The following is a 12,627-nucleotide window of genomic DNA, read 5'->3' on the forward strand; positions in this document are numbered from 1 at the left end:
GCCGAGTGCGGTTTCCGCCGCCGGGTATTCGGCGCCGCGTCAGGCCGGCCTCGGGACCACACGGTTCGGCAGGACGAGTACCAACCGGACCCCGCCCAGGGTGCCGTCGTCGAAAAAGGCTTGCCCACCGTGCAGCTGGGCCTGCTGGGCGACCAGGGCCAGCCCCAGACCGGATCCGCCCTTGCTGGCCCGGCTGCCACGGGTGAAGCGGGCGAAAACGGTGTCGCGTTCCTCGGGCGCCAGCCCCTGCCCGTTGTCGTCGATCGAGATGACGATGGTGTCGTCATCGGCGCGATGGGCCGACAGCAGGGCCTCGGTGGCGCCGCCGTGCCGGACGGAGTTCTTCACCGCGTTGTCCACCGCGAGACGTAGGCCCGCGGGCAGGCCGCGGGTGACGAGTTCGGCGTCGGTGTCTATCCGGACGGTCAACCCGGGGTAGTGGCGCATGGCGTCGTGGGCGGCCTGATCCAGCAGCTCCGCGATATCGGTATCGATATGGTCGCGCTCGGAGGTCAGATCGCCCGAGGCGAGGCGTTCCAGCGCGGCCAGCGTGGTCTCCACCCGCCCCTGGCTGCGCTGCAGATCGGCGAGGATCTCGACGCGCTGGGATTCGTCCAGATCGAGGGTCGCCAGCACCTCCAGGTCGGTGCGCATCGCGGTCAGCGGGGTACGTAGTTCGTGCGCCGAGACCGCGGCGAAATCCCGGGCGGTCTCCAGCGCGGCGGCCGTTTCGGCCTGCGCTTGGTCCACCCGGCGCAGCATGGTGTTCACCGCGTCGGCCAGCTGTTCGGCCTCCAGCACGCCGGAACTGTCGACGGGTTCGGGTGTAGCGTCGCCGTACCCGGTGCGGGCGCCGACCTGCCGGGTGAGCACCACGATCGGCCGGACCGCGCGCCCGCCGAACAACCAGCCGAGACCGGCCGCGGCCGCGATCGCGAGCAGACCTCCCAAAAGCACCCAGCGCTGCTGTTCGGCGGTCATCTCGGCCGCCTCCGCCGCGGGAATGGCCAGCGAGACCGAGCGGCCGGCCGGCTGATTCTCGGTGGTGGTCAATACCCGGTAAGGGGTGTCGTGCACAGTGACCGTCTTCGCGCCCGGCTCGAGATCCGGCAACTCGACGGAACTGGAGGCGAGGACCCGGCCCTCGTCGCGGACGGTCAACGCCATATCGCGGTCGGGACCCAGCAGGTTCACCACCCCCACGGCGACCATCGGCTCGATCAGCACCAGCCGCGAGGCGATCTGCAGTTGCTGATCGGTCTGCTGCAGGTTGTTGTGCTCGATGGCGGGAACCGCGATCGCGCTCACGACCGCTACGATGAGCACCGCCCCGGCCGCCGCCGCCCCGGCGACCCGGGTACGCAGCGAATACGATCGGTGGCGTCTTCGGCCGGAAGCGCGGCCGATCACTTGGTCTCTCGCAGCACGAACCCGACGCCGCGAATGGTGTGCAGCAGCCGGGCGGTCCCGTCGGCCTCCAGTTTGCGGCGGAGATAGCCGACGAATACGTCCACCACATTCGTATCGGCCGCGAAATCGTAGCCCCACACCAGTTCCAGCAACCGTTCCCGGCTCAGCACCACACCGGCGTTACGCGCCAGGGTCGACAGCAGTTCGAATTCACGTTTGGTCAGCTCGATCTCCTGGCCGTTCAGCATCGCTCGATAGCCCGCCGTATCCACCTGCAGCGGACCGACCGAGACGATATCCGGAGTTCCGGGAGCGGCGGTGGCGGTATCGGTGCGCCGCAGCAGCGCCTTGATCCGCGCCACCAGCTCCGCCAGGACGAAGGGTTTGACCAGATAGTCGTCGGCGCCCGATTCCAGGCCCGCGATCCGGTCACCGACCGAACTGCGCGCGCTCAGCACACAGATCGGCACCTCGTTCCCCATTGCCCGCAGGGCCGTCACCACCCCCGCCCCGTCCAACACGGGCATGTTCATATCGAGGACGACGGCGTCCGGCGCCGCCTCGGACACCGCACGCAGCGCGGCCGCCCCGTCCCGGGCGATACTCACCCGGAACCCGGACAATCTCAGACCTCGCTCCACCGACGCGAGAACATCCTCGTCGTCGTCGACAACGAGCACCGCCGGATTGCTGATCCGCTCCGTCACAACGTCCATTGTGCTGGATGAATTCGTTGCCGGCGGTGTCACGACACCGCCGGCAACGAACTCGGCTCAGTAGTTGTGGCAGGTGTCGGCTACGCCCTGGAGGGTGGTGCGGAGTTGTTCGGTCCGGGGGTCGTTCTCGGCCTGCTGGGCCGTTTCGGGGTTCTCGTCGATGTACTGCTGCAGTTCCGCGCGGCGCTGTTCGACCGGCTGGTCGAACTTGCTCTGCAGTTGTGCCTTCAGATCGGGGTTGTTGTCGAGCATCGACGCCAGTTCCGGAGCCTGGTCGTGGAGCGCGGCGTCGATCTGGGTGAAGGAGCAGTCGCTGGTGATCAGCGGTTCGGCGAAATCCGTCGGGGCCGCGGAGGCGACCGCGGGGCTCAGGAACGCGGTAACCGCGGCGGCGGCGCCCAGGGTGAGGGTGATCGGGCCGAATGCGCCGCGAAGCCGGGTTGTCGTGTGTGCCATGGGGTTACTGCCTCCTAGCGTGTCGTGTCGAGCCGGGGCTCGTGGACTGACTCAGACCGTATTGTGTCGTCATGGCCGGCCTCTGAGAGCTTCTTAAGAGGAGTTTGAGTTTTGTGCGGGTCGCACGATCCGGGCGAGTTCGTCCAGGACACCGGGATCTTCGATGGTGGAGGGTATTTCGTAGTTTTCGCCCGCTGTCATCTGGCGGATCGTTTTGCGCAGGATCTTGCCGGAGCGGGTTTTCGGCAGGGCGGGTACCACGACGGCGTCATACAGGCCGGCGACCGGCCCTATCTGTTTGCGGACGCGTTCGCTCAATTCGTCGCGCAACGTTTCGGGGTCGATGACGGCGTCGGCTTTGAGGACGACATAAGCGATGGGGCGTTGTCCTTTGAGTTCGTCGGGCAGCCCGATCACCGCGCATTCGGCGACGGCGTCGTGTCCGGCGACCGCCGCTTCGATACTGCCCGCAGAAAGGCGGTGTCCGGCCATATTGATCACATCGTCACTGCGGCCGAGGACGAACAGGTAGCCGTCTTCGTCGAAATAGCCGGAATCACCGGTGAGGAAATGCCCGGGATATGCCGAAAGGTAGGACCGCTGGTAGCGCTCGTTGTCGTGCCACAGGCCGGTGAGCGCGCCCGGGGGGAGCGGCAGGCCGATGACGATATTGCCTTCGGCGCCCGCGGCCACGGGGTTGCCGGAGGAGTCCAACACCCGCAGCCGGTAGCCGGGCACCGGTACCGAGGCCGAGCCCGGTTTGATCGGCAGCCGCTGCAGCCCGAGCGGATTGGCGCAGATAGGCCAACCGGTTTCGGTCTGCCACCAGTGGTCGACCACTGGGCAGTCCGCGCGGTCGGCGAGCAGTGTGTCCGCGGCCCACCGATAGGTCGCCGGATCGAGCCGTTCACCCGCGCAGAACAGAGAACGTAGCGAGCCGAGGTCGTATTCGCGGGCGAAGGCGGCGGTGGGGTCGGCGCGGCGGATGGCCCGCAGGGCGGTTGGTGCGGTGAACAGCGTATGCACCCGGTGTTCGGCCACCACCCGCCAGAAGGCGCCGGCATCCGGGGTGCCCACCGGTTTGCCCTCGTAGAGCAGCGTGGTGGCGCCGGCCAGCAGCGGCGCGTAGACGATGTAGGAGTGGCCGACCACCCAGCCCACATCGGAGGCGGCCCACATGACCTGCCCCGGGCCGACATTATAGATATTGCGCATAGACCAGGTCAGGGCCACGGCGTGGCCACCGTTGTCGCGGACCACGCCCTTCGGCCTGCCGGTGGTTCCGGAGGTGTACAGCACGTACAGCGGGTCGGTCGCCGCGACGGAAACCGGCGCGGCGGGGTCGGCATCGCGGACCACGGCGTCCCAGTCCAGCCACCGCACGGCTCCGTCGAGGACCGGATTGCCGTCGTGATTATGTGCCGGGAATTCCGCGCGCTGTTTAACCAGTACGGTCCGCGGCGCGGTGGTGCCGGCCAGTTCGAGAGCCTCGTCGACAATGGGCGGATAGGCGATGGCCCGGTTCGGTTCCAGCCCCCCTGACGCTGTCACGATCAGGACAGGTTCGGCATCGTCGAGCCGGGCGGCGAGTTCGGGGGCGGCGAATCCACCGAACACCACCGAATGCACGGCTCCGATCCGGGCACAGGCCAGCATCGCGACCACGGCCTCGGGAATCATCGGCAGGTAGATCACGACCCGGTCACCGGCGGTCACTCCGAGATCACGCATGGCGCCGGCGAATTTCGCGACTTCGTCGCGGAGTTCGCCATAGCTGTAAACACGGGTCCGGCCGGTCATCGCCGAGTCGTAGATCAGTGCCGCCTGGCCGGCCCGGCCGGCGTCGATATGCCGGTCGAGCGCGTTGTAGCAGGTATTGAGCCGAGCGCCGGGAAACCACCGCGAAGTGCGGCGATCGGCGTCGAGTGCCTGTTCAGGAGGCACATCCCAATCGACGGCCGAGGCGGCGCGGGTCCAGAACTCGGCGGGATCGACCAGGCTGGTCTGATAGACCGGTCGATACTCGTTCCTCGCGTGCACCCGTGCTCCCTAGCCTCGCAGCAATCCTCGCCTCGATAGATCAGCACGATTGTGGCAGACTTCACGCGACCCCCCGTCGGGTGTCGCGACCATGGCTTATGCCTGTAACCGGCTGGTCAATGTGCGTGAACCCGGGCTGAGTACACCAAGAAGTTATTGATCCGTTAGAATCTGATGACACAAATTCGGTCCGTCGTAGACGCAATTTCTCGGCCAGCCGCGACCCACGGGCAGCTCCACCCGTCGAGCCACTATGCGAGTGTGGAGTTCCGCTGATGGAGCATGGCTGGGGCCAGGTTGGAAAGTGAGTGGGAATGCGTGACGCCGCTAGGTCCGGCACGAAGCGCTGGGCGCTGAGTAACTGGGACCTTCGCTGGAAGGTTACGGCCGTGCTGGCTGTACCGTTGGCGGTCGCGGTCGGACTCGGTGTCTCCAGGATTTCGGCGGAATGGAGCAACGCGAACCGGCTGGGTTCGGCCTCCGAGAACGTCAGTATCGTTCCGTCCGTTATCGATCTCAGTACTGCCACGTCCGCCACGGCGGGCTCTCAGGTGATCGCCATCGCGCCGGGCCGGTCGATGGTCACCGAGGACAACCTCACCGCTCTGGACCAGGCGATCGCCGCGGCCGAATCCGCGCTCGTCGAACTCGACGATCTACCGGCCGCGAATCAGGCGCTCACGGAGATGATCGATCAGGCGAAGGGAGTGCGCGCCGGCGGTATGGCCCCGTCGAATCTGCCTCCGGACGAAGCGGTGCAGGTCCTCGACAAAGCGCGTAACGCCGGAGTCCGGGCCGTGGAGGCCATTCTCGGGGAGATCGGTGACGCTTCGATCGACCCGGCCAAACTCCGGCTCGTCGACGCGCTGAACCTGCGGTCCACCATGGTCGGTGAGATCACGGCCGCGGCGGAACTGCTGCGCAACCAGGAATCCGGCGAGCAGGCCTACCGCACCGCGACCAATACCGAACGCGCGCTGCTGAATATCCTGAGTCAGCGTTACAGCGCCGAGAACACCGATATCGCGATCCTGCGTCAAGGAATCGACAACCGGGCCGGGATGCTCGAAACTCCCGAGGCGCAGGCCGGCCGGCTTCCACTGGGCGAGGCCCGCCAGTCGTTGCTGGACAGCACCGGGACGACGGACAAACTGATCGCCGAGGCCACAGCCTCGATCGACGACGGGGTGCGGAAGATGGCCGACAAGGCCCTCTCCGACGCGGTCATCTACTCGATCGTGGTGCTGTTGACGATCCTGGCGGCCCTGCTGCTCGCGGTGTTCGTGGCCCGGTCGATGATCGTGCCGCTGCACCGGCTGCGTCTGGCCGCCCTGCGGGTCGCCGAAAGCGATCTGCCAGACGAGGTCGCCCAGCTCCGTACCGGTGCCTCGCCGGAGGAAGTGCCCCTCGAACCGATGCCTATCCGGTCCGAGGAGGAGATCGGTCAGCTCGCGCGCGCGATCGACGATATCCACGGTCAGGCGTTGCGCCTGGCCAGTGATCAGGCGCAGATGCGTTCCCAGGTCAACGATATGTTCGAAACCCTGGCGCGCCGGAGCAAATCGCTCGTCGACCACCAGCTCAGCCTCATCGAGGCGATGGAGTACGACGAGAAGGACCCGCGCCTGCTGGAGAACCTCTTCCGGCTCGACCATCTCGCCGCGCGTATGCGCCGTAACGGCGACAACCTGCTGATTCTCGCCGGCACCAAACAGCGCCGCGCCAAATCCGCGCCCGTCGAGATCGCCGACGTGCTGCGCGCCGCCATCTCCGAGGTCGAGGACTACGAGCGGGTCAAGCTCGGCGCCACCCCGCGCGGTGCGCTGATCGAACCGGCCGCCTCCGATATGGCGCACCTGTTCGCCGAACTCCTGGACAACGCCCTGCGCGCGTCGCCACCGGAGACGGATGTGAAGTTCACCTTTGCGCAGGCGCACGACCAGGGCCTGCTCATCGAGGTCGCCGACCGCGGTATCGGTATGCCGCCGAGCGAGATGGCCGAGATCAACCGCCGGCTCGAGAGCACCGCCGAACCCGGGCCGGATACCGCCCGCCACATGGGTCTGTTCGTCGTGGGCCGGCTCGCCGACCGGCACGGCCTCAATGTGCGGCTGCGGCCGACCTTCGATACCGCGCGTGATCCGGGCGTCACCGTCACGGTGCACGTCCCGATGAGCCTCATCGTCGCCGGAGAGACCCAGATCCTGCCACTGGCTACCGGTTCCGGGCCGCAGGCCGTCATCGCGAACGACGCCGCGAAGAAGAAGCCGGAACAGTCGCCCGACGAGGCCGCCGCGGCCGCGCTGCGCAACGCGCCGGGCGCACCGTCGATGCAGACCCGTGGCATCAGCCGTACGGCCGCCGGGAACATGATGGTGACCGTCGACCCCGGTATGAGCGGGCCGCTGCCGGCCGTCGAACGGCCCAAGCCGCCGGAGCGTCCGGCCGCTCCCGCGCCGCTCGGCTCGGGCGGGCTGCCGCAGCGGCAGCCGGGCAACGCGATGGCCGGTGGTACACGCGAGGGCGAGGGCACCACCAGTCTGCGGGAGGCCAGCGCCGGCAGCACCGCCCAGCGCGGCAAACTCGCCGCGGCCAGCCTGCCCAAACGTAATCTGGGGCCGAGCGGCGGCGGCGCCACACCGACTCTGCCGCCGCGTACCCAGGGCGAATCGACCGCGGGCGGTCCGCCGCCGCGGGAGACCAAAACCGGCCCCGGCGGGCTGCCGCAGCGGCAGCCCGGCACCGCCGGCGCACCGCAGTCGGGTGGTCCGGCCGAAATGGGCGGGTTGCCGCAGCGCCGGCCCGGCGCGAACGGAGCGCCCGGTAGCCACCGGGACGCCGCGCCCGCTCGCCCGGCCGACGAGCGTCCCACCGAGGCTGCCTCGGAAGCCGCCGCGCCGCCGCGTCCGGCCGGATCGTTGCCCACGCGTCAGCCGGGCCATCAGCGCCCGGGCGGTCTGCCGCAGCGGGATCCGGGCACCAACGGTGCCCCGGCCCGCGAGAACGGGGCCTCCGGGCTGCCGCAGCGCGGAGGGCCTGCTGCCGGCGGAGCGGCCCGGAGGGCACCGGAACCGCGTCCCGCCGCCGAATCCGCATCGGACGGACTGCCCACCCGTCGCGACCCCGGAGCCAACGGTCTGCCGCAGCGGGATACCGCGTCGGGCCTGCCACAGCGGGGTACCGCCAATGGTCTGCCGCAGCGCGACGCCGCGTCGGGTCTGCCGCAGCGGGATACCGCCAATGGTCTGCCGCAGCGCGACGCCGCGTCGGGTCTGCCGCAGCGGGATACCGCCAACGGTCTGCCGCACCGGGATACCTCCGGCGAGTTGCCGGCCCAGCGTGACCCGGCGGCGGCCGGTGGGTTGCCGGCCCGGGAGAGCTCCGGCGAACTGCCGACGCAGCGCCCGGGCGCGTTGCCGCCGCGACGGGAAGCACCGGGCAACGGGCTTCCCCAGCGGCCGGCCGCCGGTGGCGGTCTGCCGCAGCGCGGAGCGCCGGGCGACAGCGGCCACACGGCCCGGGAGCGTTCGAACACGCTGCCGCAGCGGGAGACCGCGGCACCGAGGCGGCAGGCCCCGCCCGCCGAGCCGGGCGCGCTGCCGCGCCGGGAACCGGGCGGGTACACCGCCGAGCGGTTCGATAACCCGCCGGGTGTCGCGCTGCCGCGGGCAACCGAGCCCGCCGAGGGCCCGGCGTCCGCGCGGGAACCCGGACGGCACAGTTACAAGTCCAATCCCGCGAAAACGGCGTCCTTCTTCCAGACCCGGCTGCAGCCGGCCGAGGAGACGGACAGCGTGCTGGGCGGGACGCCCATCTTCGCGGAGATGATGTCGGCATGGCTGTCGGATTCGGACGCCGATCGTTCCCAGGCCGTCGCGTCCTTCGACTCCCCGGGTGACGAGGGCTGGACCGCGGCCAGGCGGGCCAGCGAAGCCGAGCCCGAGACCCGCACCGCGGCCGGTCTGCCGCAGCGTAATCCGGGTGTCCGGTTGGTACCCGGCGCTGTCAGCGGCGCCCAGGAACGGACGCCGAGTCGCAATCCCGAGACGATCCGGTCTAGTTTGAGTCGGCACCAGCAAGGTGTTCGGGATGGCCGCGCAATGAGAGCAATGAACCTAACCGGAGACAAAGGAGACCGATGAACCCCGAACTAGGTGGTACGAACCGTCAGTTGGATTGGCTGGTTTCGAACTTCGCAGGCGAGGTTCCTGGCGTAGCCCATGCCGTTCTTGTCTCGGCCGACGGCCTGCTGATGGCGGCGAGCGCCCAACTACCGGTCGACCGGGCCGAGCAGCTCTCGGCGGTCACGGCCGGCCTGGCGAGTCTCTCGGTGGGTGTGTCCAATCTGTTCGAAGGCGGCACGGTTCTGCAGTCCGTCGTCGAAATGGAGCACGGCTACCTGCTGCTCATGGCGGTGGGCGACGGGTCCTATCTCGCGGTCCTGACCAATACGTCCTGCGATATCGGACAGGTCGGCTACGAGATGGCTTTGTTGGTCGAACGCGTAGGCCAGACAGTTCAGGCCACCCCACGCGTCACGATGGGTTCCTGATGGTGGGATGGACATAGAGGATCACCGCGTGGGAGGCTTCGAGCCCAGTCTCGTGCGCCCGTACTCGCTGACCGCCGGTCGTACCCGGCCGAAGGTGGAGTTGGCGCTCGAGGCTCTCGTCGCGTCCCATCCCATTTCGCTCGAACGCCAGTACGAACTGAGCAATATCGAAAACTCGATAGTCGAGTTGTGCAGGGAGTCGCCGTCGGTCGCCGAACTAGCGGCTCGACTGGGTATACCGATCGGGGTGGCGCGTGTACTTGTAGCGGACCTGATCGAAGCCGGGCATGTCCGCGTTTCGGCGACATTGAAAGACGATTCCAGCGACGATGAACGTCGCGAGCTGATCGAAAGGGTTCTTAGTGGACTCCGGCGTATATGATTCGACGGCACAGGTCGATACCCGCCAGACCAAGCCGACCTCGGCGAAGATCGTGGTCGCAGGCGGTTTCGGCGTGGGCAAAACGACGCTGGTGGGGGCAGTTTCGGAAATCGTCCCGTTGAGAACCGAGGCTCTGGTGACCAATGCCAGCGCCGGGATCGACAGTCTCGCGGGTATCGAGAGCAAATCCACCACCACGGTGGCAATGGACTTCGGCCGGATCAGCCTGGCCGAGGATCTGGTGCTGTACCTGTTCGGCACTCCGGGCCAGTACCGTTTCTGGTTCATGTGGGATGACCTCATCCGCGGTGCGATCGGCGCGGTCGTGCTGATCGACACCCGGCGGCTGGAGGACAGTTTCGCGGCGGTCGACTACTTCGAGGCGCGGAATCTGCCGTTCCTCGTGGCGCTCAACCAGTTCGACGACGCCCCGCAGTACCCGATCGAGGACATCCGGCAGGCGCTGGCGGTGCCGGCCGACGTGCCGATCATGCCGATCGATGCGCGCCGCCGGGAACCGGCCAAGGAGGCGCTCGTGCGGCTGACCGAATACGCGCTGCAGAAGGTCACCCGGGGCTACTGATCCGGCTGCCCGGCATACTGGTCGGCGTGCCGGTGTGGACAGTTGCGGTGCCGAGCGCCCCGGGGCGGCTCGGATGACGTCGTCGCGAATCGGCGCCCGGCAGCTACTCGAGGCGCTGTTGGATCCCGATTCCTTCGTGACCTGGGATTCCCCGCCCTTGGACATGGCGCGGGCCGGTGCCTACCGGTCCGCGCTCGCCCGAGCGAGCGCGGCGGCGGGAACCGACGAATCGGTGCTCACCGGCGAGGGACTGTTACGTGGTCGCCGTATCGCGGTCATCGCGTGCGAGTTCGGGTTCCTGGCCGGTTCGGTGGGGGTCGCCGCGGCCGAGCGGATCGTCACTGCGGTCGAACGTGCCACCGAACTGGGGTTGCCGCTGGTCGCCTCGCCGACCTCCGGCGGTACCAGGATGCAGGAGGGCACTCTCGCTTTCGTACAGATGGTGAAGATCGCCGGGGCGGTGGCCGCCCATAAATCGGCCGGTCATCCCTACGTCGTGTACCTGCGCAATCCCACCATGGGCGGGGTGTTCGCCTCCTGGGGGTCGCTGGGACACATCACCTTCGCCGAACCGGGCGCGCTCATCGGTTTCCTCGGGCCGCGGGTGTACGAGGCGCTCTACGGTCATCCGTTTCCCGATGGTGTGCAAACCGCGGAGAACCTGTACCGCAACGGTGTGATCGACGGGGTCGTCGAGGTGCCGGTGTTCCGACGTATCGCCTTTCGTGCGCTGAGCGTTCTCAGCGGTCGGGCACGGGCGTCCACCGAGACGGAACCGGCTGTCGCGCAAGAGTTCCCGGAGACCGAGGCCGCGATCGGGGCCTGGGATTCGGTTGTCGCCTCCCGTCGGCCGGATCGCCCGGGACTGCGCGAACTGCTCCGCCGCACCACCCAGCGGGTCCCACTCAGCGGCACCGGGCAGGGGGAGGCGGATCGTACCGTGGTGCTGGCCCTCGCGCGGTTCCACGGCCGGCCGTGTGTGGTGTTCGGTCACGACCGGGCCCATCAGGACCCCGAGCACACCATGGGCCCGGCGGCGTTGCGGGAAGCGCGCCGCAGTATGCAACTGGCGGCCGAACTGCGGCTACCGCTGGTGCTGGTGATCGATACGATCGGCGCCGCGCTGTCCCAAGAGGCCGAAGAGCGGGGTCTCGCGCCCGAAATCGCACGTTGCCTGGCCGATTTGGTAACGCTGGACACCCCGACGGTTTCGGTACTGCTCGGCCAGGGAACCGGCGGTGGCGCGCTCGCGCTGCTCCCGGCGGACCGGGTGCTGGCGGCCAGGCACGGCTGGCTCGCACCACTTCCGCCGGAGGGGGCCAGCGCGATCGTCCATCGCGATACCGAGCACGCACCGGAAATGGCCGCGGCGCAACGTATCCGATCGGCTGATCTGCTGGCCGACGGGATCGTGGACCGTATCGTGCCGGAGTATCCCGACGCCGCGGACGAACCGGTCGAGTTCGCGCGCCGCACCGTCGCGGCGATCGCCGCGGAACTCGACCGGCTGAACGCGCAATCACCCGCCGAACGGCTGGCGACCCGGCAGCGCCGTTACCGCCGGCTGGGGGTCCCGCCCCGACGCGGCGGGACCGGTCGGCCGAAGGAGCCGAGTACCGACTGAGAGGAAACAGTGGCCGGAACCCCTGTGCCGCGAGCGGCGGTCAGTTCTCCGGTTCGGGCTCGGAGCGATTCCAGGCCAGGATCATCGCGGGGGCGCAGCCGCCGGCGAGCAAGGTCGCCAGGACCATCACCCCGCCGGCGTAGGCGGTGCGGAAGGCGTCCGCTTCGGGGAACAGTGCCCCGCCCCAGACGAGATACATCAGCGGCAACACCGTCAGGCCCTGGGTGACGGACAGACCGAACGACCGGGCCTTCTCACGCTGGGCGAACTCCATCTCGTCCAGCGTTTCGGCCGGTGCGTTGTCCTGGGCCTGCGAGACGATTCGCAGCATCGTCCAGGACGGCAGGAAGACCAGGGCGCTGAGTCCGGCGAACAGTGCGGCCCACGCCAACCCGAACGCGCAGAGCACGCCGGTGACGAAGAGCGCGGCGAGCGCGGCGATCACCAGCACCACCAGGGCGCGGCGACGCGGGGTGGTGCGCCAGCCCGGCAGCATCCCGGCGATCTGCTTCTCCCGGACGAGCCAGCGCCGTACGCGGTAGGCCTGGTATCGGTCGAGCAGGGTGGTCGGTTCGGTGGCGGTCATGGCTGCTGTCCTTTCTCGCGGGAGTACACCTCGGCCGATAGGGGGGTGAATTCGGTTCGGGAGAACACCGCCTCCACCGGCAGCCGGAACACCTCGCATATCCGCAGGGCGAGGTCCAGGCTCGGGTAGTGGTTGCCGCGTTCGAGCGCGCCGATTGTCTGGGGGTTGACGTTCACCGCGTCGGCCAGGGCCGCACGCGACATGCGGTGTTCGGCCCGCAGTACTGCGATCCGGTTGAAGATCGGTAGTGTTTCCCCGCGCCTTACTGGGCTCACGCA

The 12,627-nt window shown here is 68.6% G+C and carries 11 protein-coding genes; 5 read left to right on the forward strand and 6 right to left on the reverse strand.

The window, feature by feature from the left end:
- Positions 1 to 39: 39 nt before the first annotated feature.
- The 4 genes from ACQPYS_RS02810 to ACQPYS_RS02825 all read right to left on the reverse strand — a co-directional run bounded on the left by ACQPYS_RS02810 (position 40) and on the right by ACQPYS_RS02825 (position 4,622).
- Entirely contained in the window at positions 40 to 1,407 is a 1,368-nt protein-coding gene (locus ACQPYS_RS02810) for a sensor histidine kinase (RefSeq protein ID WP_433492956.1), read from the reverse strand.
- Positions 1,407 to 2,126: a response regulator transcription factor gene (locus ACQPYS_RS02815; protein ID WP_433491610.1), complete on the reverse strand. Its 720-nt coding sequence runs from the start codon at positions 2,124 to 2,126 to the stop codon at positions 1,407 to 1,409. The genes ACQPYS_RS02810 and ACQPYS_RS02815 overlap by 1 nt, the downstream gene beginning before the upstream one ends.
- A gap of 57 nt (positions 2,127 to 2,183) precedes the next feature.
- A complete protein-coding gene (locus tag ACQPYS_RS02820) occupies positions 2,184 to 2,582 on the reverse strand; it encodes a hemophore-related protein (protein WP_063035523.1) in 399 nt (132 codons plus the stop codon).
- A 93-nt stretch (positions 2,583 to 2,675) separates the two neighbouring features.
- A complete protein-coding gene (locus tag ACQPYS_RS02825; protein WP_433491611.1) occupies positions 2,676 to 4,622 on the reverse strand; it encodes an AMP-binding protein in 1,947 nt (648 codons plus the stop codon).
- Between the two features lie 389 nt (positions 4,623 to 5,011).
- Here ACQPYS_RS02825 and ACQPYS_RS02830 point away from each other — a divergent pair, with 389 nt between their 5' ends.
- From ACQPYS_RS02830 to ACQPYS_RS02850, 5 genes are all read left to right on the forward strand, one after another.
- Positions 5,012 to 8,764, forward strand: coding sequence for an ATP-binding protein (locus tag ACQPYS_RS02830; protein ID WP_433491612.1), 3,753 nt, complete (start codon positions 5,012 to 5,014; stop codon positions 8,762 to 8,764).
- Positions 8,761 to 9,174, forward strand: coding sequence for a roadblock/LC7 domain-containing protein (locus ACQPYS_RS02835; protein ID WP_030522784.1), 414 nt, complete (start codon positions 8,761 to 8,763; stop codon positions 9,172 to 9,174). The genes ACQPYS_RS02830 and ACQPYS_RS02835 overlap by 4 nt, the downstream gene beginning before the upstream one ends.
- 7 nt (positions 9,175 to 9,181) lie before the next feature.
- Positions 9,182 to 9,556, forward strand: a complete 375-nt coding sequence (locus tag ACQPYS_RS02840; protein ID WP_063035525.1) for a DUF742 domain-containing protein — start codon at positions 9,182 to 9,184, stop codon at positions 9,554 to 9,556.
- Positions 9,537 to 10,139, forward strand: coding sequence for a GTP-binding protein (locus tag ACQPYS_RS02845; RefSeq protein WP_174372388.1), 603 nt, complete (start codon positions 9,537 to 9,539; stop codon positions 10,137 to 10,139). The genes ACQPYS_RS02840 and ACQPYS_RS02845 overlap by 20 nt, the downstream gene beginning before the upstream one ends.
- A 73-nt stretch (positions 10,140 to 10,212) precedes the next feature.
- Positions 10,213 to 11,763 (forward strand): carboxyl transferase domain-containing protein, encoded by a 1,551-nt coding sequence (locus ACQPYS_RS02850; protein WP_433491613.1) that lies wholly within the window; start codon positions 10,213 to 10,215, stop codon positions 11,761 to 11,763.
- A 40-nt stretch (positions 11,764 to 11,803) separates the two neighbouring features.
- Here ACQPYS_RS02850 and ACQPYS_RS02855 read toward each other — a convergent pair whose 3' ends face one another.
- Together ACQPYS_RS02855 and ACQPYS_RS02860 are read right to left on the reverse strand one after the other, a co-directional pair.
- A complete protein-coding gene (locus tag ACQPYS_RS02855; RefSeq protein ID WP_433491614.1) occupies positions 11,804 to 12,349 on the reverse strand; it encodes a hypothetical protein in 546 nt (181 codons plus the stop codon).
- A complete protein-coding gene (locus tag ACQPYS_RS02860; protein WP_084480478.1) occupies positions 12,346 to 12,624 on the reverse strand; it encodes a helix-turn-helix transcriptional regulator in 279 nt (92 codons plus the stop codon). The genes ACQPYS_RS02855 and ACQPYS_RS02860 overlap by 4 nt, the downstream gene beginning before the upstream one ends.
- Positions 12,625 to 12,627 lie beyond the last annotated feature (3 nt).

This window comes from Nocardia grenadensis (assembly GCF_050942415.1).
GTDB lineage: Bacteria > Actinomycetota > Actinomycetes > Mycobacteriales > Mycobacteriaceae > Nocardia > Nocardia grenadensis.